The organism is Mailhella massiliensis (assembly GCF_900155525.1).
Lineage (GTDB): Bacteria > Desulfobacterota > Desulfovibrionia > Desulfovibrionales > Desulfovibrionaceae > Mailhella > Mailhella massiliensis.
In genome coordinates this window covers 429745-450406 of the sequence record NZ_LT706951.1, presented here as the reverse complement: position 1 = coordinate 450406, position 20662 = coordinate 429745, and the positions used below count along the sequence as shown (strand labels likewise).

At 54.1% G+C, this 20662-nt stretch carries 15 protein-coding genes and 2 tRNA genes; 12 read left to right on the top strand and 5 right to left on the bottom strand.

Going from position 1 to position 20662, the window contains the following annotated elements; genetic code table 11:
* The first annotated feature begins 8 nt into the window (after positions 1–8).
* From icd to CZ345_RS07660, 5 genes are all read left to right on the top strand, one after another.
* Complete coding sequence (gene icd / locus CZ345_RS07680; RefSeq protein WP_077072571.1) at positions 9–1166, top strand: NADP-dependent isocitrate dehydrogenase; 1158 nt, start codon at positions 9–11, stop codon at positions 1164–1166.
* Between the two features lie 72 nt (positions 1167–1238).
* Positions 1239–1329, top strand: a tRNA-Ser gene (locus tag CZ345_RS07675).
* Positions 1330–1570: 241 nt separating this feature from the next.
* Positions 1571–3265, top strand: a complete 1695-nt coding sequence (ggt, locus tag CZ345_RS07670; protein WP_204224243.1) for a gamma-glutamyltransferase — start codon at positions 1571–1573, stop codon at positions 3263–3265.
* 539 nt (positions 3266–3804) lie between these two features.
* Positions 3805–4545 carry a Fic family protein gene (locus CZ345_RS07665; RefSeq protein ID WP_077072570.1) on the top strand — a complete coding sequence of 247 codons (741 nt, stop codon included), beginning with the start codon at positions 3805–3807 and terminating at the stop codon, positions 4543–4545.
* Between the two features lie 386 nt (positions 4546–4931).
* Positions 4932–5022: transfer RNA gene (locus CZ345_RS07660), tRNA-Ser, on the top strand.
* Positions 5023–5334: 312 nt separating this feature from the next.
* Here CZ345_RS07660 and CZ345_RS07655 read toward each other — a convergent pair.
* Positions 5335–7548 carry an AAA family ATPase gene (locus tag CZ345_RS07655; RefSeq protein WP_083717222.1) on the bottom strand — a complete coding sequence of 738 codons (2214 nt, stop codon included), beginning with the start codon at positions 7546–7548 and terminating at the stop codon, positions 5335–5337.
* Between the two features lie 350 nt (positions 7549–7898).
* Here CZ345_RS07655 and CZ345_RS07645 point away from each other — a divergent pair, with 350 nt between their 5' ends.
* The gene (locus CZ345_RS07645) at positions 7899–8186 is read left to right on the top strand and encodes a DUF1653 domain-containing protein (RefSeq protein WP_077072568.1); all 288 of its coding nucleotides are present in this window, start codon (positions 7899–7901) and stop codon (positions 8184–8186) included.
* 307 nt (positions 8187–8493) lie between these two features.
* Here the strand turns inward: CZ345_RS07645 and CZ345_RS07640 are convergent, their stop codons facing one another.
* The 3 genes from CZ345_RS07640 to CZ345_RS07630 all read right to left on the bottom strand — a co-directional run bounded on the left by CZ345_RS07640 (position 8494) and on the right by CZ345_RS07630 (position 12266).
* Positions 8494–8874, bottom strand: coding sequence for a hypothetical protein (locus tag CZ345_RS07640; protein ID WP_144277279.1), 381 nt, complete (start codon positions 8872–8874; stop codon positions 8494–8496).
* A gap of 439 nt (positions 8875–9313) precedes the next feature.
* Positions 9314–9775, bottom strand: a complete 462-nt coding sequence (tnpA, locus tag CZ345_RS07635) for an IS200/IS605 family transposase (protein WP_077072566.1) — start codon at positions 9773–9775, stop codon at positions 9314–9316.
* Positions 9776–10379: 604 nt separating this feature from the next.
* Positions 10380–12266, bottom strand: coding sequence for a sigma 54-interacting transcriptional regulator (locus tag CZ345_RS07630; protein WP_077072565.1), 1887 nt, complete (start codon positions 12264–12266; stop codon positions 10380–10382).
* 199 nt (positions 12267–12465) lie between these two features.
* On the opposite strand from CZ345_RS07630, the gene CZ345_RS07625 reads away from it, so the two are divergent.
* From CZ345_RS07625 to CZ345_RS07610, 4 genes are all read left to right on the top strand, one after another.
* Complete coding sequence (locus CZ345_RS07625; RefSeq protein ID WP_077072564.1) at positions 12466–14151, top strand: FAD-dependent oxidoreductase; 1686 nt, start codon at positions 12466–12468, stop codon at positions 14149–14151.
* 33 nt (positions 14152–14184) lie between these two features.
* A complete protein-coding gene (locus CZ345_RS07620; protein ID WP_077072563.1) occupies positions 14185–14397 on the top strand; it encodes a 4Fe-4S dicluster domain-containing protein in 213 nt (70 codons plus the stop codon).
* Positions 14398–14466: 69 nt separating this feature from the next.
* Positions 14467–15930, top strand: a complete 1464-nt coding sequence (locus CZ345_RS07615; protein ID WP_083717220.1) for an SLC13 family permease — start codon at positions 14467–14469, stop codon at positions 15928–15930.
* Positions 15931–16171: 241 nt separating this feature from the next.
* Positions 16172–16909, top strand: a complete 738-nt coding sequence (locus CZ345_RS07610) for a sulfite exporter TauE/SafE family protein (protein WP_077072562.1) — start codon at positions 16172–16174, stop codon at positions 16907–16909.
* A gap of 345 nt (positions 16910–17254) precedes the next feature.
* Here the strand turns inward: CZ345_RS07610 and tsaA are convergent, their stop codons facing one another.
* The gene (tsaA, locus tag CZ345_RS07605) at positions 17255–17929 is read right to left on the bottom strand and encodes a tRNA (N6-threonylcarbamoyladenosine(37)-N6)-methyltransferase TrmO (protein WP_077072561.1); all 675 of its coding nucleotides are present in this window, start codon (positions 17927–17929) and stop codon (positions 17255–17257) included.
* A 155-nt stretch (positions 17930–18084) separates the two neighbouring features.
* Here tsaA and CZ345_RS07600 point away from each other — a divergent pair, with 155 nt between their 5' ends.
* Both CZ345_RS07600 and uraA read left to right on the top strand, forming a co-directional pair.
* A complete protein-coding gene (locus CZ345_RS07600) occupies positions 18085–18732 on the top strand; it encodes a flavodoxin family protein (protein ID WP_077072560.1) in 648 nt (215 codons plus the stop codon).
* A gap of 265 nt (positions 18733–18997) precedes the next feature.
* Positions 18998–20248: a uracil permease gene (gene uraA, locus CZ345_RS07595; RefSeq protein WP_077072559.1), complete on the top strand. Its 1251-nt coding sequence runs from the start codon at positions 18998–19000 to the stop codon at positions 20246–20248.
* Positions 20249–20662 lie beyond the last annotated feature (414 nt).

Here is a 20662-nt window from a genome sequence, read left to right as displayed (position 1 = left end):
AGGCCATCATGAAACACACGGTTTACTGGATTGAAGGCGACGGCATAGGCCCGGAAATATGGAATGTGACCCGTCCCGTGCTGGATGCCGCCATGAAGGCAGCCACCAGCGGCGAACACGAAATAGAATGGATCGAACTTCTGGCAGGCGAAAAGGCCATGAAGAAGACGGGTTCCCCCCTGCCCCAGGAAACTCTCGACACGCTGGGCAGGGCTTCCGTCGCCATCAAGGGACCACTGGGAACGCCCGTGGGCGGCGGTATCCGCAGTCTCAACGTGGCCATGCGTCAGGCCTTTGACCTTTATGCCTGCATCCGTCCGGTAAGCTGGTTCCAGGGAATCAGCACTCCGGTGAAGCACCCTGAACTGGTCAATATGGTCATTTTCCGTGAAAATACCGAAGACGTGTACGCAGGCATTGAATACCAGGCCGGTACCCCGGAAGCGGAAAAGCTGGGAGCATTTCTCCGCAGCGAATTCGGAGCGAAAGTCCGGGAAGGTTCCGCTCTGGGCATCAAGCCCATGTCGGCCTTCTGCTCCAAGCGCCTTGTCCGCAGCGCCATCCGGTACGCCATCGATCACAAGCTTCCCAGCGTCACCCTTGTACACAAGGGCAACATCATGAAATTCACGGAAGGCGGCTTCCGTGCCTGGGGTTATGAGGTGGCCAGGGAGGAATTCGGCGACATCACCATTCCTGAAAAGGAAGCCACTCCCGAAAACAGCAGGGGAAAGATCATCATCAAGGACCGCATCGCCGATGCCATGTTCCAGGAAGCCCTGCTCCACCCCGACCAGTACAGCGTTCTTGCGCTGCCCAACCTGAACGGCGACTACATTTCCGATGCCCTCGCCGCGCAGGTCGGCGGACTGGGGATGGCTCCCGGCGTCAACATGTCCGACAGGCTGGCACTCTTTGAGGCCACCCACGGCACGGCTCCTACCGCGGCAGGCAAGGATATCGCCAACCCCGGAAGTCTTCTGCTTTCCGGCGCTCTCATGCTGGAACATATGGGCTTTGCCGAAGCGGCCGACAAGGTGCGTTCCGCCATCCTCGCGGCCATCGCCTCCAAAACCGTAACCCCCGACCTCGCCGCCGAAATGCCCGGCGCTCAGGCCGTATCCTGCTCGAAATTCGGTGAAATTCTTCTGAAAAACATCCACTGAGCAAAAAAGTGGAAAAAAGCCGTTTTTTTGCTTGACGAAGGAGTGCTTCTATACTAGAAACACTCCTGTCGCGGAGAGGTTTCCGAGCCCGGCTTAAGGAGCACGATTGGAAATCGTGTGTACCCGAAAGGTACCAAGAGTTCAAATCTCTTCCTCTCCGCCAGACATTTCAAAGGGTTACATTGAAAAATGTAACCCTTTTTTGTTGGTTAAAATTCCATGACTGGCGCTTCAATTGGTGATAAAGCTGAATTTCATTCGGCAATGCATCTTCATTGTCGACAATATTTCCATCCCGTGGAAAAACCGGACGCCGCGGAATGGACTGTTCCGCATGATGTGAGGAACAGATGCAGGCCCTCCTGCCTGGTTGATAAAAGTCCGGTTGGAAAAGGAGGAGTTTTATGTTTTCACTCTCCAAACCCTGCGGTGCGCTGAAGCTTGCCGTGATGGCTCTCTGCATGGGAACCTGTTCGGTCGCTTCCGCCGCTCAGGATCCGCTGAGATCTTTTGACCCGCTCTATTATCCCTATCCGGCACAGAGAAATGTCGTTTACGGGTCCAGGGGCATGGTCGCCACTTCCAATCCTCTTGCCGCGCAGGCCGGCCTTGAAGTGCTGAAAAAAGGTGGCAACGCCGTGGATGCGGCCATCGCCACGGCCGCGGCCCTGACGGTTGTCGAGCCCACCAGCAACGGCATAGGAAGCGACAACTTCTCCATCCTCTGGGTGAACGGAAAGATGTACGGCATCAACGGCAGCGGCCGCTCTCCCAAAGCCATGAACCTCGACGTGTTCAAAGGTGAAAAGAAGATTTCCACCCTCGGCTGGAAGGCCGTAACCGTCCCCGCAGCCCCGAAGACGTGGGCCGTTCTGGCGAAGAAGTTCGGCAAGCTCCCGCTCTCCGAATCTCTGGCCCCTGCAATAAGCTATGCCCGCGACGGCTTCACCGTCCAGCCCACGGTGGCGCAGTTCTGGAATCTGAGAGGCCCCATGTATATCGCGCAGAAGGATCCCCAGTTCCAGGGCTGGAAGGATACCTTCTCCAAAAACGGCAAGCTGCCCAAGGCCGGTGAACTCTGGAAACTGCCCGATCATGCCCGCACGCTCGAGCTTATCGGAAAAACCAACGCCGAAGCCTTTTATACCGGAGAAATCGCAAAGAAAATTGTGGAATTCTCCAAGGCCACCGGCGGCTATATCACTGCTGAAGACCTCGCGGCCGTAGATCCCGAATGGGTGGAACCCCTCAGCGTCAACTACCACGGCTATGACGTATGGGAACTGCCCCCGAACGGACAGGGCATTACCGCCCTCATGGCGCTGAACATTCTCAACGGGTATCATTTCGACCATCGCGGCCCCGAAACCGCTCATGTGCAGATTGAAGCCATGAAACTGGCGTTTGCCGATACCCTGAAGTACGTCGCCGATCCCCGCGTGAGCAAGGTTCCCGTGAAGGAAATGCTCTCCACCGAATACGCCGCCAAGAGACGCGCTCTCATTACCGACAAGGCTCAGCAGCCCGTAGCCGGGGACTTCAAGCAGAGCGGTACCGTGTACCTGTGCACCGCCGACGGCGAAGGCAACATGGTATCCTTCATTCAGAGCAACTACGGCGGCTTCGGTTCCGGCGTGGTCGTTCCCGGCACCGGCATCTCTCTGAACAACCGCGGGTGCAGCTTCTCCCTTGATCCCAAGCATCCCAATGCCGTGGCGCCGGAAAAGCGCCCCTACAACACCATTATCCCCGGCTTTGTCACCAAGGACGGCAAGGCTGTCGGTCCTTTCGGCGTCATGGGCGGCTTCATGCAGCCTCAGGGGCATGTGCAGGTTCTCATGAACTGCATCGACTTCGGCATGAATCCCCAGCAGGCCCTCGACGCACCCCGCTGGCAGTGGATGCGCGACAAGAAGGTTGTGGTGGAAGGAAGCTACCCTGTGGAAGACCTCCGCAAGCTCGAACGCATGGGACACGATATCAGCTATGATACTCTGGCCGGTGACTTCGGTCGAGGCGAAATTATCTGGCGCATGGAAGACGGTACCCTTGCAGGCGGTACCGAATCCCGTACTGACGGCTGCGTAGCCACCTGGTAACCCGTAAAAGAAAGGCCCGGAATCCGGGCCTTTCTTTTTTTAACGCGTTTACGTCAGCGCGATAAAGAATACTGCCGAGCCGGTAGTTCCTCTTGTGAACCTGTAATGTTTACTTACCATTCGTGTTCAGAAAGGTGTATAAACATCCAATATCTGAATTTCTGCTACCGGATGCCCATAAGCGGACTCCAAGCATATTGGAATATTCAACGGCCTGTCAGACTTTCCCAACGGATGCTTGCTTCCTGTTTTGTCTGCTGTATCGATTCGTAAAATCTTCCGAGGCAATAAACAAGACCGATGCCATAATTTTATGGAAGGTTGACGTTATGCGCAAGGATGTATCCTCGAACACATGGCCGCCGAGAAATACGGCCTGTGGATCATTCATCAAGACTGACACATCAGCTGGAATACTCCACGGTCAAAGTTCATCACCCAGGAAACAATCCGGTCAGTCCGGCTCTTGTCCCTACCAGTTCTTGCCAGTCATGTTTTCCCCTGCTATTTCTGAGCAGAACATACTGGTGGAGCATCTCATGTCACTGACGGAATCACTCTCTCGGATCGACGAACTTCAGACGCAGATCAACAGTCTGAGGCCTCTGAACGAAGCAGAAGCTGCCTCTCTGCGCGAATACTACAAAATAGGCCTCACCTACAGCAGCAACGCACTGGAAGGCAACACGCTCACTGAGTCGGAAACCAAGGTGGTTCTGGAAGACGGCCTCACCATTGGCGGGAGGCCGCTGCGCGATCATCTTGAAGCCGTCGGCCATGCCGCCGCCTTTGACTACGTCTGCTCGCTCCAACGCAGCACGGGATTCTCCGAACAGGATATTCTCACCCTGCACCGGCTGTTTTTCTGCAAAATTCAGGAAGAACAGGCCGGTGTCTACAGAGGAAGCCGCATCTTCGTGACGGGCTCTGCCCACAAGTTTCCGAGTCCCGAAGAAGTGCCGGCTCTCATGAAGGAATTCGTGGAGCAGGCGCCGCGATGGAGGGAGATGTATCATCCTGTCGAATACGCAGCTCGCCTTCATCAGCGGCTTGTGGCCATCCATCCTTTTGTTGACGGCAACGGTCGAGTAGCAAGGCTGCTCATGAATCTGGCGCTGCTTCAGAGCGGCCATCTGGTCACAGTCATTCCCCCTGTGCTCCGCTCGGAATACATTGAGACTCTGGAAACGTCCCACCGACACATGACGCCTTTCATCCTGTTCCTCTGCCGCTGCCAGATTGAAGCTCAAAAAGAATACCTGCGGCTGCTGAAGGACTAACCCTCTTTCGCAGATATCCTCAATATTGCCCCGTCTGAAAATCAGGCGGGGCTTTTTTATCCCGAAAGTCCAGCACCATTTTCGCGGTGACAAGAGAAACGCCTGATGGAAATTCTGACTTCCCCAAAAAGGTGTGCCCGCCTCCGCATAAGCGAAGACACGTTCCGTCAAAATTGGAAGCGTTGGAAGCACGAAAAAAATAGAACGGAGCACTCCATCCGTTTCTGCAGATTTTACTGACAGGATGGTCCCATCCGAGCCGGTGGAAAAATTTTTATCCAAGCATCTTTATTATAATTTTATTTATATGTATTTATTCAACTTTTTTCATACTCCAAAATGACTTGACGAGCATCCCCTTTCTATACTAGAAAGACTTCCGCCGCGGAGAGGTTTCCGAGCCCGGCTTAAGGAGCACGATTGGAAATCGTGTGTACCCGAAAGGTACCAAGAGTTCAAATCTCTTCCTCTCCGCCAGATATTTATAACCCGCTGTTTTTTACAGTGGGTTTTTCTTTTAATCGCGGCTTGTTCGTACTGGATGCGCAGCTTGGATACATTCCCGGGATATGCCATGAGCTTTCCGGTATCACCGAAAATTCCCGGAACAACGTTTCGCTCATGGCGCATAAAAAGCAGTTGCCCGGGCATCCGCAACTACCCCTTGAGGAGCATGGACTTTGTTGACGCCGCACACTGCCGCAGAATGAATATATCCTGAAAGGACAAAACTTGTTGCAAAGTTTTTTCACAGGCCTCATGCTATTTAATTATATAAAAATCAATTAGTTAATCAATGACAATGTCCAAAGTCTGCTCTTTTGAATCCATTTTCAGAGACATCTCATGAGAGAGCGCCTGTACAAGAAGTTCATGAGTAATCTCTTCCGGTTTTGTAAAAAGGGGATCATATTTTGCCCGTACGGCATGAAAGTCGCCGGGGGTAAGGTATCGCATGTTTGAGAGCCTCAGCCAAAGAGCTTCGGACATCGGTGCTTTACACAAAGGAGCAAGAAGTTTGCGGTACAGAGCTTTCACGCGGGAAAAATCAGCATAGCAGAACTTTAATTTATACGAAAATCTCCGCATTGCCGCCTTATCGAGATACTCTCTCCTGTTCGTAGTGCATATGCAAAAGCCATGGCACTCCTCCAATGAAGTAAGAAACTCGTTGACCAGGGTAATTTCCCAGGAATGGTGTACTCCGTCACGCGAATAAAGAAACGAATCCACCTCATCTATGACCAGCACGGCACCGTTTTTTTCCATTTCGCCAAAAACTTCCGCCACCTGCTGTTCACTCACTCCGACAAAAGGACTTAACAGATCGCTGGCACGCTTCACGATACATTCACGATTCAAGGTTTCCGCAACAAAACGGGCCAGTGCCGTCTTCCCCGTACCGGGCGGACCATAGAAAAGCATGGTTCCGCATCCCGGACGCAGCACTTTGCCAGAACGCATGGCTGCATCCATACGCTGACAGCGCTCCATGAATACAGAAATATTTTCCTCCATACATACGCCATTTAATGTAAAATCAGAAACGGCTCCGTATACTTTTTTTGAAGAAAGCCTTCCTCCATGTTGCAGAGCAAGATGCGCTTTAAGAATGCGATCAAGCGCAGTATAAAATCTATTTCCTGAAGGATACAAGGAAGATGCCTGTATAATAGCGCTCTGTACGACTTCTGCCTGTACAGGATATTTCATGGCAAGGCCTGTCATGTATGATTTATCAAAACGCCGGGACAACCCCTGCCTTTTCAGTACATGGCGCCACATCTCTACGCGTTCCCGTACCCCCAGCGACTCAAAATGTATACTGTATATGAAACGACGTCTGACCGACGGCTCAATTTTCTCCACATCATCTGTAATCCACACTATTTTCTGGCCGGACTTCTCAAAAGCGAAGATCATATCCGCTGTATTTTTTCTTTGACTACCGGAAACACCCTCAACATCAAAATCCGTACTGAGCAGTCGTTCAGCGCCATCCACGACAATAAGGGTTCCCTTCTGCAAAGACGCCCTATGCAGGCAGGCCAGAAACGAAGCCCGGCATTCCCCCTCGCTGTTTTTTCCTCGGCTGCTGACAAGGCAGACCTTCATTCCAATATTTTTTGCCAGACTGTGCGCAAATGTCTTTTTACCGGATCCTGATGGACCATAAAGCAGAATATTCACTGAAAAATCAACGTGCTCTTTCAATAAACGGCATACATGACGCACTTCTTCACCGGGAACGCGGAAAGACTTAAGCGGCAGCAGATCGTCTTTGAAGGCGCTGCAGAAGAAGGAAGCGTCCACAGAAAACCGTGACGACCAGAAGGCACTGACCGCCGGTATCAGATGAAAAGAACGATCTTTATCATACTCGAGTATGCCAAAACAAAGCAACATACCAAGATGATCCGACAGGATATCCTGTGACATGCTCAACATCTGTGCCATCAGCCGGAGGCCGCCCGGCCCGAATATGCCAAGACCGGCAGCAAAATACATTTTAAGCTCAGGAAAATGTTGAAGAATAAACGCAAACTCGCAAACAGCGATGCCATCTTCATCAAGACCGAATACCCGATTCAGTTCGTTTCCCGCCACAATATATTCCACAGCCAGAGAAACATTCCTGTTCTCTGCAACGTGACGACATTGCTTTTGAATCTGCTCCCAGCAGTACGAACAGACATACGGATGTTCATCCGCAAGAATGCTGCACCCTTCCACATGATGATGTGCATCCTTGCCGAGTTCTTCCAGAACGGCATGATGTGCGGCTCTGCCCGCCCTGCTTTCGAGCGTTGAAATTCGTCTCTCCACATCTTCGAGAACGGATCGAAGACTTCCGCATATCCAATGCACACATCGAAAAAGAGCGGTATCAAGAACCGGCGATTCCTCCGCCATATTAAGAATCCAATGTGCGGCCCTGCGCCTGGCATACATGGCTTCAGGGCTGTCTGCGGACTGGATTTGATCTGCACCTTCAAGGAACATATATCTGCGATACCTCCTCCCATGTTTTCACAAGGACTGGCTATCAAGACATCGTTCCAGATTCCGGCAATGGTTCATTTTTTTATTTTTATTTATTATCAACAAGTTATAGTTATCTACAAAAAAATACCCCCTGTTTTGAAATATCATGCCGGCCCTCTTCCCGCCGAGGATTCAACCCTATGTCCGCGTTTCCGCCCTTGCCAGTTGCATTTTCCCCTGATATCCCAAGGCCACTGATGACCAGGGTGTATCGACCACTTTCTTCTCAGCAACGGTCATGGCTGCGCCGCAACAACATACGGCAGCGCTCATCCGGCCACAGAAACAATTTCTTTCAGGAGACCGGCATGTCAGAATTCAATCCCCGCCCGCCCTTCAAGGCCGGTGACATCGTCCGCCACTTCAAGCACGAACGCTGCCCCGCCGATTCCCCCATGTACACCTATAAAATACTGGGCTTTGCCACGCATTCCGAAACGAGGGAAACGCTGGTGATCTATGAAGCCCGCTATGACCTGAAAGAAAACGACGCTCTCAAGGTTTTTGCAAGGCCTCTCGATATGTTCATGTCTGAGGTGGATAAAACAAAGTATCCAGATGTCAGACAGCGGTATCGTTTTGAACGCATGGACTGAGAAACAAACTCCGCAGCACCGTGGAAAACGCCCGCGCCCCGGCCTCTCCCCCAGTCGAAAAACGAAGGAGGAAGTCCAGAGCATGTTCACACCTCGCACGGCATGTGCAGTTTCCTGACTCTGTTCTCCCCCTTCCTGATGAAAGCATACGAAACACGCAAAACCTTCACCGTCGCAGACGACACCGAAATAACGCCATGAGTTGACGCAAATTTCGTACATCGCCTGTTTTGCCGATACGAAAATGGCATGACGGAAGACCGGCCCCTCTCGGAAGGCATACCGCCTCCCATGAGCTGCCCGGCTTTTACAGCTGAGGCTTCTTTTTCTTTTCGTATGCCCAGTAAATAAGCCCCCAGAAATAAATCGGACGTCTGTTTACCTTGCCGGCTTCCCGGCTGACCGCTTCCCCCTTCTCTCTGCGCAGATAAAGGGAATACAGGGCCGGAAAGTCTTCATTCTTCAGTCGCCCGATACATCTGTAGTCCGGTGCCGTTTCACTCTCCGCCCCGGAGGTGTTTCCGCCCTTATGTTCCTGAACGGAGATATAAATATCACCCCGGATATTTTCTGCCCTGAAACGGACTCCCTCGCGACCGTTTTTCCACCGCGTCGTGTATATGCCAGGATTCTGTTCGACGAACTTCTTGATTTCACTCCATATTTCCATAACTTCCCTATCTTCCACGGTCTGACTCCTTTTGGCAGAATGTTGCTGACGGGGCGGCCGTCTCCGGCCGCCCTCATGCCCGGCCCAAGGAAAGGCGGGACTTTCCTCATTTCACTATCCCACAGCTACTTCACAGCGCAAAGCTGACTACTCCACCCTGCCTGCTTCGCCACGGTCTGCATGAGGTCACAGCGGCTCGCGCAGAATCTCTTTCCGCGTGCTCAAGGTGTAGCACACGAGTCTTTCCATGGCAAGAAAATTCAGCATAACATATTGTTTTTATTGATTTTTATATGTTTTTATACAACAAAACGGAACTGCTTTTTCTTCTTTTCCCCTTGTGTTTTTGACAAACAGTCAGGACCGCCCCTTCAAGGGGCGGTTTGATTTGACCCTATAAGGGTCTGTTACCCGGCTGCCCTCTTAAGAGGGCTCTGTCTCGACTCTTGCCGAAGAGTTATTTTCTGCTGCTCGTAAACGAGCTGACGGGCCGTTCTACCAGGCTATACTGGTCTGTTATTTTGTCTCGTTCTTCCTGCTCCCTCACATATTTGATGATGGTCGCCTCATTTACTCCCACCGTGCTGACAAAATAACCGGTACACCAGAAATGGCGATTGCCGAACTTGTAGCGCAGATGCGGAAAACTCTCGAATATCATCAAAGAACTCTTCCCTTTCAAATACCCCATGATCTGCGCCACGCTATACTTGGGCGGAATCTTGACGCACATATGAATATGGTCCACACACGCATTTGCTTCCACTATCTCTATTCCTTTGTATTCACACAGTTTTCTCGGAATTTCGCCGATCGTTCTGCGATACCTTCCGTATACCAGCTTGCGTCTGAATTTCGGAGCGAAAACAATGTGATACTTGCAGCTCCAACGGGTATGGTTTAAACTCTGGTCATTCATTATTGGGTTTCTTTGTGTATAGATTTCGAGTCGAGACAACTGGTTATCGCACAAAGGAACCCCTTTTTTAACTTATGTAAAGGCTTCGCCTTTTTGGAACTCCCCGCATAGCGGGGAGTTTTCAATCTTAAACAACACCTCAAAAACTTTTAAAAAGTTTTTGAGGTGCAAACATGATGCAATACGCTGTTATTATATAATATATTAGTAATGTATCAGAACATTTCCCCCTCATCTCCGCCCGTTTCTCCCCGCCGGCCGGAACAAGCCGAAAGAAACGCCTTCCCTGTATGCCGCAGGCCGTGCGTACAAGGGAGCCAGTCCATACGTCATTCTCACAAAAAGGTTCCTTTGCGTGAATGACTGCGGAGCATACCGCTTCTCAAAAAAACTTTTCTCCCTGCGGCATGGCCGCATATCTCATGCTTTCAGCCGTTTCTTCTCATGCAACCGGTACAGTATGTACCGGTTGCATGACGGCATACCAGAGAAGTATCCTTTTCTGAAAATCATATCCGGCGATCAAGAACCGGACGGCATTTTCCCGGCAGCATATCCGCATCAACCATGCTCATCATGGTATGAGCGATGCATGATGCCCGGCTCAATGAAGCATCTTCAGTTTTCTCCAGAGCGTGGAGCGGGAAATCCCCAGTTCCCGGGCTATCTGTGTTCTGTTTCCGTGCAGTCTGTCGAAGGCTTCCCGTATTCTCTGCAGTTCCTGATCCTTGCGGGAAGACACGGAGCCGATCGTTTTTTCCTGAAGGTCGGGTCGGGTAAAGATATCGCCGAGGCTGACGGGACGCCTCAGGTAGGGGCTGAGCGCCGCATAACGCCGCACCATATTCTCAAGTTCCCGCATATTTCCGGGCCAGTCGTAGGAATTCAGCTTTTTCAGCAGGTTCCGCAAATGCTTCTGATCGGCATAGGAAGACTCCGGAGCCAGCCGGGAAAGCATGTTTCCGGCAATATCGCTTATATTGTCGGCATAGTCACGCAAAGGCAGCATGTGAATATGAAGAATATTCAGCCTGTAGTACAGATCGACTCTGAATCTGTGCTGCGCCACCTCATGTTCCAGAATCTTGTTGGTGGCGGCGACGATACGGACATCAACAGGGAGTTCCCGCGATGAACCTATCCTGCGCACCCTTCGTTCCTGAATGACGCGCAGCAGCTTTGCCTGAAGCTCAAAGGGCATTTCTCCTATTTCGTCAAGGAACAGCGTTCCGCCGTGAGCCGACTCGAACATGCCGGGCGCGCCGTTTTTTCTGCCGCCGGTAAAGGCTCCGGGTTCATAGCCGAACAACTCGCTTTCCATAAGCGTTGCGGGAATAGACGCGCAGTTGATGGCAAGAAAAGGCTTGTCATGCCGCCTGCTGGCGTTATGTATGCTGCTGGCCATCACCTCCTTGCCCGTACCGCTTTCCCCTGTAATGAGAACCGTTTCATCCGTCAGGGCAAAGCAGCGGGCTTTGTCCAGCAGCGCACGAAAGCGGGGAGTATCGCCCTGAAAATCATCGAATGAAAAGCGCGGCCCCGCGTTTTTCGGCGTGTAGTATTTTCTGACGAGTTCCTCTTTCTTCTGAATTTCCGTCATGGGACTGAAGGTTCCCACAGCTCCGATAACGATGCCGTTATCCAGCACCGGCCGGTAATCACCGAGAATATCCATGTGCGGCAGCGCATGAAGAAAGTTTTCCACAGGGGACCGGTCCGCCAGCACTTCCGCGAAACGGTTGTCGGGAAGCACCTGTGTGGAAAGCTTCCCGAGCGCCGTTTCACCGGCCATACCGAATATGTGTTCGGCACTCTTGTTGAAGAATGTCACCCTGTTTTCGCTGTTGACCGTCATGACGGCTTCCGCCTGATACTTCAGAATCATGTCGGTATTGCGCCGGGAGTAGCGGGCGAATCGTCTTGTATCGGCAATGGAAAGCGCATTTCGTATGGTTTTCCGCAGTGTGGCGAGGTTGACTTCCAGCGGAAAGACGGAAAGCCCCATCTCCTGCGCAATATTGCAGATATAGCCTCCTCCGACCACGGCCGTAACGCCCTGCTCTTTGACCTGCCGGAGAATATTTCTGTTGGCGTTGTCGTCGTCGCCGAAAAGAAAATTCATGAACGGGCGACCGACCATTTCCCGGATATCTCCGATGCGGGGATTCTCTTCCTTATAATGGCCGAGCGCCACGCTTCCCGGGCAGACGGAAAGCGCGCCGCAAAGGCCTCGGATGATGTCGATGTTATTGTATTCTATGGACAGAATGGGAATCCTGTCCTGAAGGACACCTTCCACAAGCAGCGCCGGTCCGGGCATGGTGAGGAGGACCTCCGCCGTTCCCGGAAGATCCTCCGTCACGAACGCAAGTATTTCCTTCACCGTTTTGCAGAAGACGACATCAATCCGCTCAAGTCCGCCCCCGGCAATGAGGCTTTCCGCTTTCTGTACCAGCGACCGATGTGTGGCGAGAATAAAAACGTCCTTCATAAAAAACCGCCTGTGCCCCCGGAAAGGACTTTTTGTTTCATGAGTATTTAAACAGATGCAACATTTTGTTTCATAATGCAACAAAAACAAAAGACAGAAAAAACGACGAAAAAGGCAATACTCTTTTAAATCAACATATTAAATATATTGGCACAAATTTTGCTTTGCAGGAGGAAACATCTTACCGCAAGGAGACACTATGATTCCCAAAACTGAACAGAAAAGCGCGGACGTTCTGGTTCTCGGCGGCGGCATGGCCGGATGCATGGGGGCCTGCGCTGCGGCCATGGCGGGCCGCAGCGTCGTTCTTGTCGACAAGGCATGGGTGGGAGGCAGCGGCGAAAGCTGCTTTGCCGCCGGAGACATGCTGTATTTCGATCCAGAACAGGACAGTCTTCAGGAATGGCTGGAACGCTGGAACAGAAACGGCAACGGCATGTTCGACCCGGAGTGGATGGAATGGTACGCGAAAAGTTCCACGGAAATCATCAACATGATGAACACCTGGGGCATGGATTTTGAAAAGGATGCCGACGGCAGGTTCAAACGCAAGCCCGGCCGCGGCCACAATCACGCCGTCGTCTTCCCCGGATTCAAAATGATGAGAAAACTCCGCGCCAGGCTGGAAAAACTGGGGGTGACCATTGTCGACCGCGTGCAGGTCACCGATCTGCTCACGAACAGCGGCGAAGTCGTCGGAGCGACCGGATTCCATGTCCGCACAGGGCAGTTCCATATCTTTCATGCCAAGAACACCATCCTCAGCACCGGCAGCTGCAGCTTCAAGGGGCAGTATCACGGTCAGGACATGGAATCCGGCGAAGGCAACACCATGGCTCTTCGGGCAGGAGCGGAATTCACCAACATGGAATTTTCCAACTGCTACAACTCCACGGCCAGGGATTTCGACATCTGCGGCATGAGCCGCTTCCAAAGGCTCGGCGGCAGATTCACCAACGCTCTGGGGGAAGCGTTCATGGACAGGTACGACCCTGTAAACAAGGACGGCGCCCTTCTGCACATTCTCGTACGCGCCATGACCACGGAAGTGAACGAAGGACGCGGCCCCATATACTTCAACCTAAAAAACATGAGCGCGGAAGACCGCGAACTCAGCTACCGCATCGTTCCCACCTTCTTTGCTGCCTGCAAAAGCTGCGGCATAGATCCGTTCGAGGATTCCGTCGAATGGATTCCCGGATTCATGGGGTCCACAAGTTCAGGAAGCGGACTCACGCTGAAATCCTTTGCCTGCGATACCACGGTACCCCGCCTCTTCGCTTCCGGCGACATGGCCAATCAGGGACTGCTCATCGGTTCCATTGCAGGCGCAGGAGCCGTTCATCTCGGCTGGGCCTGCATCTCCGGTTTCCGTGCCGGTGAGGGAGCCGCCAAAGCCTGCGAAGGCACGGAACTTCTGCCCCTTGATGAGGAACAGGTGGAGGCCGTCAGAAAAAAGACCTTCGCCAAGCTCGGACATGAAGGCCGTCTTTCCATCGACGAAGCCATCTACCGTATTCAGTCCTGCGTGATTCCCGCGAAATACAACATCATCCGCAGCGGGGAAAACCTGAAGGAAGCGCTGACTGCGCTTGACCGGATTGAAGAAGATATTGAAAACGAAATCATCGTCCGCAATACGCACGAGCTCATGCTGTATCATGAACTCTGCGGAATGCTGACGACGGCCCGGCTGACCTTCACCAGCGCACTGGAAAGAAAGGAAAGCCGCGGTTCCCACTACCGCACGGACTACCCCGAAATGAAGAAGGAATGGAACGTGTGGCTCAAGTCGAAGCTGAAGGACGGCAAAATCGAGATTACCAGAGAACCTGTTCAGACGGAAAAATTCGAGCGCTACGGGCTCCCCGTCTATCCGCTCTAACCGCCCTGCCCATACCTGATTACGGAGTGCTCCATGCCTGTTTTTACCATTGATTCGGAAAAGTGCGTCAACTGCGGAACCTGTGTGAAAATCTGCCCTCTCGACGTGTTTCGCGCCGGTGAGACCGTGCCGGAAATCTGCTATCGCGAAGACTGCCAGTCGTGCTTCCTCTGTCAGATCTACTGCCCGAAGGACGCCATCAAGGTCGACACCATCAGAAACAGACCTACCCCCCTGCCGTATTGAACGGCCCTGATCCCGGGAAGAGCTCCTGCGGCTCTTCCCTTTTTGCCACCTGATTACAGAGAGGACCGCATGGCCGCCCCGGAACGTACCGCAAAAGCTTCCATAGACGTGAAGCGCTGTTTCCATATCGCCGTCTTTCTTGCCATCACCTTCTTCTTCGGCAGGCTGGACCCGACACCTCCTTTGACCCCCTACGGCATGAATGTGCTCGGCGCGCTCATCGGCGTCGTGTACGCATGGATCTTCATAGACGTCATCTGGCCCAGCATGATAGGACTCCTCGCCATAGGTCTCTTGGACATCATGCCCATCAACACCCTCTTCAACAAGGGTTTCGGCGACCCGACCGTCGTCATGATGATATTCATCTTCGTCTTCAGCACGGTTCTCGACAGTTACGGCGTGACGAGGTGGATTTCCATGTGGTTCGTAAGCCGCAGATGCGTGAAGGGAAGGCCGTGGCTGCTGAGTTTCGCCCTGCTTCTGGCCATATCCGTTCTCGGAGGCCTGTCCAGCGCCACGCCCGCATGTGTCATCGGCTGGAGCCTGATGTACGGCATGTTCAAATTCTGCGGTTATGAAAAGCATGAGGGCTACCCCATGATGATGGTGATCGGCGCCGTCTTCGCCAGTCAGCTCGGCATGGCGCTCATCCCCTTCAAATCGCTCCCGCTGGTCGCCATAAGCGCTTATGAAGGCCTTTCCGGCGCCACCGTCAACTACACCATCTACATGTTCGCCTCCTTCCTGTCCTGCCTGCTCTGCCTGCTGGCGTTCATTCTCATCGGCAAGTTTCTGCTCCGGCCGGATCTGAGCAAGCTTACCGGTCTGGACATCAAAACTCTCATCACCGATGAGGACATGAAGCTGTCCGGCGTGCAGAAGCTCCTTTTCGCCTTCCTCATCGCCCTTATACTGTTCATGATGCTCCCGGGATTTCTTCCCAGGGATCTCGCCGTTGCGGTGTTCTTCAAAAAAATCGGCAATACCGGCGTGTGCGTTCTTCTGGTGGCGCTGCTTGCGGCCATAAAAGTCAACGGCAAAGCGCTCTGCCCGTGGCGGGCCATGGTCAATGAAGGCGTGGCCTGGCCCATCATCTTCATTCTGGCCTTCGTTCTGCCGCTTTCCGGCCCCATATCCGACCCCAGAAGCGGCATTACGGCCTTCATGCTGGAAATACTGACGCCCTTCTTCGGTACGGGCTCCGGCATCAAGTTCCTGATATGCATCGGCATCGTAGGCGTCATACTCACGCAGTTCATCAATAATACGGCCATTTCCGTAGCCCTCATGCCCGTCATATTCTCCTACTGCACGGCAAACGGCATGCTTGCCGAACAGCCCGTCATTCTGGTGACCGTGGCTTGCTGCCTTGCCTTCCTCACCCCCGCCGCAAGCTCGACCGCCGCCATGCTCCACGGCAACGACTGGATAACGACCAGAGCCATCTGGCGGACGGCGCCGATTCTCGTTGTCGCCTCCCTGTGCATCGTGACCGCCGTCGTCATACTGACGGGGAAAATCTTCCTGTAGCGCCCCCGAAACGCCGGGCATCCTCCATGCCGGAACGGATGCCCGGCCCCTCACCGCTCATCGGCACGGACTCGTCCCCCCCTTGCCGGTGAGCGTTTTTTCTGCCCGTCCTGTGCCGGAAAAAACGGGGGCGGCCTTCGACAACATGCGGAAATGATACCTTTTCAAGGATACGAAAATATTCTAAGGTCGGCTTCGCCCGTACAGGGGATGTGATCGGCACAAATTCTGGAGGCCTGCGATGATCACTGCAACCTATGTCTATATTTTCTTCGGATGGCTTTTCGGCGGACTTGTGAGCGGCATCGCGGGAATCGGCGGCATGATGGCGGCCCTGCCCGTCGTTCTGCTCGGTATGCCTGTTACGGATGCCATACTGACCTGCTGCATCATCGGCGCGCCGGGCAGCACGCAGCTCGCCTGGCTGTACCGAAAGGGACTTGTCTGGACGGATGTATTGTGGCTCTGGGCAAGCTGTGTTCCGGGATGCTTTCTGGGGGCTCTCGCGCTCAAGGTCGTGCCCATACAGTGGTTGCAGATAGGCATAAGCCTCATGATCGCCTGTTTCGTCGTGTTGCAGCTCATCAAAAAAAACGCGACGTTCCGTATCAAGGATTCCGCCGCTTCGCTGCTCGTTACGGGACTTGCCAGCGGTTTTGCCAATTCCTCCGTTTCCGTAGGCGGCGTGCCCATAGGCATTTTTCTTCTGTTCAAGGACTGGCAGCCTGACAGGGCGAGAAGCACCATGGCCATGCTCTTTCTTGTGAGCGGATGGGCCACGCTGGCCGGTCAGTGGTTTGCCGGCCTGTACCGCCCGGAATTCTTCAAACTCGCCGCTGTGGGCATCGCCGCAGTCTTCATCGGCCAGAAGCTGGGATATATCATAGGACGGTATCTGAACCAGCGCGTATTCATCCGGCTGCTTCTCATCTTTCTCAGTCTGTCCGCCGTGATGCTCCTGTATAAGGCCCTCGCCTGAAAACTGCCGTCATGACGAGAATCATATAAAAATACTCTTCTCCGCAGGTACGGCCCCCGTGCCGAACCGGCAAGCAGGATTCTCCGACGGAATACGCCTTTCCCGAAGGAAGTTTCGGATCTCCATGCCCCTCTGCGGCAATCATCGGAAAAAAGCATGGCGCTTCCCGCGAATGCGCACGGCGGCCCCGGCCCGTGAGGAAAATTCCGCAGGCTTTTCCGGGAGAACGGTATTCACGTCCCTGCCGCATATTCTCAAACGGCCGGGCTCCGCAGCTTCTCCCGATGAAAAACGGCGAAGGAAAAAGCCCCTCCGCCGCCGTGCAGCCATGAAAAGCGCCTCCGGTTATCCTTCCGTTGCCACATCCACCACTTCCGCCACGCCGTCCCGGACGCGGAAACGGATATCCCTTCCCGCAAAGGGCATACCGTATATTCTGCCGGGATCGCGGTGATAATGGGGACGCGGATCGCGCGAAAGTATGCCCGTAATGGAGGCCTGCTGCTCCACACTGAACAGCGCCCGCCATTTTTCGGGAAAATCCACCTCAAGAGTGACATCGGCAAGCGTCGTCGTAAAGCCGCCCGTAGCTTCGGGATGGCAATCGGCATAAGGAATATAGGGCTTGATATCGAAAATGGGCGTACCGTCCATGAGGTCTATGCCGGAAACATGCAGCTCCGGCCCTTCCTCCCCGTGCAGCACCACCTTTTCCAGGCGCACGCAGGAAAGCCCCATGCTGTTCGGCCGGAAGGGGGAACGAGTGGCAAACACGCCGAGCCGTATGTTGCCGCCGAGGCGCGGAGGTCTTACCGTGGGCGACCAGCGCTCGCAGCGGGCTTCGGAAAACTCCCAGATAAGCCAGATATGGGAAAAATCCTCCATTCCGCGCAGGGCCTCGGGGTCTCTGTACTCGGGAGTGAACACGATACGCCCCTTCAGCTCCTGCACAAGGCCGCTCTGACGGGGCACGCCGAACTTCGACGGCAGATCGGTATGTATACGGGCAATGATATCCATGCCCGAACCATAACGGAAGCGTCCGCATCAGGCAAGGCGCAGCCGGAACGACGGAGCGATTTCAACTTGCAAGAGAAAATGTTCCGCTTTATTCTCATGAGAATGCTTGCCGAAAGCATACCTTTTTCTTCCGCCCCACCTACAGGAGAGCTTCCATGATACTTGCGTTCAACGGCAGCCCCAGAGCCTGCGGCAACACCGCAACCATGCTGCAGGCCGCTCTGGACGGAGCTGAGTCGGCAGGAGCCAGGACACGCCTTGTCCAGCTTTATCCTCTGAAATACAAAGGCTGCGTCAGCTGCTTTTCCTGCAAGCTCAAATCGGGAAGGCACGGGCACTGTGCCATGAGAGACGAACTTTCTCCCTTTCTCGACATGATGGAGGAGGCCGACGGGATTATTTTCGGCTCCCCCGTCTACTACGGCGACGTGACGCCCGAGCTTCTCGCCCTGGAACACCGCTTTCTGTTCAGCCACATGCTCTACAACAGGGAAAACCGCTGGGTGTTTCCCCGCAGGATTCCCTCAGCCTTCGTCTACACCTTCGGGGTGACCGCGGACCTTGCGGATTCCGTCGTCGGCCGCTTTGCCACGATACACGCCCGCATGGGCGAAATGCTGGGCGTGAAGAGCGAAATCTGCTACAGCGCCAACGCCTGGCAGTTCAGCGACTACAGCCTTTACGAGGCCGACCGCTACGACCCTGCGGAAAAAAAGAAATACCATGACGAAGTCTTCCCCGAAGACTGCCGGAAAGCCTTCGACATGGGCCGCAGGCTCGCTCTTATGAAGGAGCAGGCCTGAAGCAACGTTCATGCCCTGAATCCGCCCCATACAAGACATGTCCCGGTGTTTCTCTGCCCGCGGAGGTGCAGCCTGAGGCAGTCCCGTCTCAGAAAAACCTTTTACACAGCACACCGGAATATCAGCTTTTTTCGCAACATCCGCCGCACGGCACCAGAGCGGAAGCCGCCGCCCGGCGCTGCGCCGGAAAGCGTCCACCGGGAACCGGCACTTCGGAACATGCCGAAGCGCGACTCATACATACTTTTCCAGCGAGGATATCACCGTGGAACACCATGTCATCCAGGTTGAGGAACGCCCGCCGCTCCTTCTGAACATCCCCCTGAGCATACAGCACCTGTTCGCCATGTTCGGCTCCACCGTGCTCGTGCCCTTCCTGTTCAAGGTAAACCCCACCACCTGCCTGTTCATGAACGGCATAGGCACATTGCTGTATCTTTTCCTCACCAGGGGTAAAATTCCCTCCTACCTCGGTTCCAGCTTCGCCTTCATTTCCCCGGTGCTGGCCATCATGGCGGCAAGCAGCTATTCCTCGGCACAGTCGGGCTTCATCGTGTTCGGCCTGCTCTTCATTCTGTTCGCCGCGCTCATCCGGGCCGTGGGGACGAAATGGATCGACGTCATCTTCCCGCCCGCAGCCATGGGTTCCATCATCGCCGTCATAGGCCTGGAACTTGCTCCCACCGCAGCTTCCATGGCGGGACTCACGGGAGACAACATCAACATGGACAACGTGATGGTTTCCATGTTCACGCTGGCCGTCACCGTCATCGGCTCCGTGGCATTCCGCGGCTTTCTTGCCATCATTCCGGTGCTGTTCGGCGTCATCTGCGGGTATGTTTTCGCCTTCTTCATGGGCATGGTGGATCTGACGCCCGTAAGGGAAGCCCCCTGGTTCCAGCTGCCGGAATTCTACGCGCCCACCTTCGACCTCAACGCCATTCTCATCATCGCTCCGGCGGCCCTCGTGGTGCTGGCCGAACATATCGGTCATCTTCTCGTTACCGGCAACGTGGTCGGACGCGACCTCATCAAGGACCCCGGTCTTTCCCGCTCCCTGTTCGCCGACGGATGCTCCAACATTCTTTCCGGCTTCTTCGGCGCGACGCCCAACACCACCTACGGCGAAAACATCGGCGTCATGGCCATTACCCGCGTGTACAGCGTATGGGTGCTCGGCGGTGCGGCGGTCATGGCCATTCTGCTTTCCTTCGTCGGCAAGCTTTCCGAACTCATCCGGGGCATTCCCGTGCCGGTCATGGGCGGCGTATGTCTGCTGCTGTTCGGCGTCATCGCGGCTTCGGGCCTGCGTGTACTGGTGGAACGCAAGGTGGATTACAGCAAATCTTCCAACCTTGTCATGACTTCCGTCATCATGATCATCGGTCTGAGCGGAGCCAAGCTCAGCTTCGGTTCCATCACCATTCAGGGCATGGTGCTCGCCACCATTATCGCCATCATCATGAGCCTGGGCTTCAAGCTCTTCGACAAGTTCCATCTGCTGAGAAAGGACTGATCTTTCCCCGGCCTCCGCAGGGCGGCCCGTCGACTTCCTGACGTCTTCACAGGGCGCCGATCGCAAAGACCGGCGTCTTTTTTTTATTCCGAACGCGGAATACGGGCATCGTACCACCTTCCGCAGCCATAGCCGGGGGCCACTTCAAACATCGAATTCCCCTGAACGCCGCAGGAAACGTTTCCGCCATGAAAGAAAAAGACATAACGACCGCCGGAAACAGCATAGCCCCTGCCGGAATGCTCCACCGACGACACCGCCACGCCCCCGGAACTTCCTTTCTCTGAAAAACTTGCCGCCGAAAAACGTCAATGCCTGAATACACGCCATCTCCCGAAGATATATCCCCGCGGAAAAACGCCTCTCCCCTGGCAGACAAAAGTCCCTGCCGGAATGCGGTGGAGCTTCTTTTAT

Excerpts from the sequence above, each read along its gene's own strand:
- CZ345_RS07625 (WP_077072564.1), top strand. The coding sequence starts at position 12,466 with ATGATTCCCAAAACTGAACAGAAAAGCGCGGACGTTCTGGTTCTCGGC.
- CZ345_RS07665 (WP_077072570.1), top strand. The coding sequence starts at position 3,805 with ATGTCACTGACGGAATCACTCTCTCGGATCGACGAACTTCAGACGCAG.
- CZ345_RS07645 (WP_077072568.1), top strand. The coding sequence starts at position 7,899 with ATGTCAGAATTCAATCCCCGCCCGCCCTTCAAGGCCGGTGACATCGTC.
- CZ345_RS07620 (WP_077072563.1), top strand. The coding sequence starts at position 14,185 with ATGCCTGTTTTTACCATTGATTCGGAAAAGTGCGTCAACTGCGGAACC.
- tnpA (WP_077072566.1), bottom strand. The coding sequence starts at position 9,775 with ATGAATGACCAGAGTTTAAACCATACCCGTTGGAGCTGCAAGTATCAC.
- ggt (WP_204224243.1), top strand. The coding sequence starts at position 1,571 with ATGTTTTCACTCTCCAAACCCTGCGGTGCGCTGAAGCTTGCCGTGATG.
- CZ345_RS07655 (WP_083717222.1), bottom strand. The coding sequence starts at position 7,548 with ATGTTCCTTGAAGGTGCAGATCAAATCCAGTCCGCAGACAGCCCTGAA.
- CZ345_RS07615 (WP_083717220.1), top strand. The coding sequence starts at position 14,467 with ATGGCCGCCCCGGAACGTACCGCAAAAGCTTCCATAGACGTGAAGCGC.
- tsaA (WP_077072561.1), bottom strand. The coding sequence starts at position 17,929 with ATGGATATCATTGCCCGTATACATACCGATCTGCCGTCGAAGTTCGGC.
- CZ345_RS07600 (WP_077072560.1), top strand. The coding sequence starts at position 18,085 with ATGATACTTGCGTTCAACGGCAGCCCCAGAGCCTGCGGCAACACCGCA.
- CZ345_RS07630 (WP_077072565.1), bottom strand. The coding sequence starts at position 12,266 with ATGAAGGACGTTTTTATTCTCGCCACACATCGGTCGCTGGTACAGAAA.
- CZ345_RS07610 (WP_077072562.1), top strand. The coding sequence starts at position 16,172 with ATGATCACTGCAACCTATGTCTATATTTTCTTCGGATGGCTTTTCGGC.
- icd (WP_077072571.1), top strand. The coding sequence starts at position 9 with ATGAAACACACGGTTTACTGGATTGAAGGCGACGGCATAGGCCCGGAA.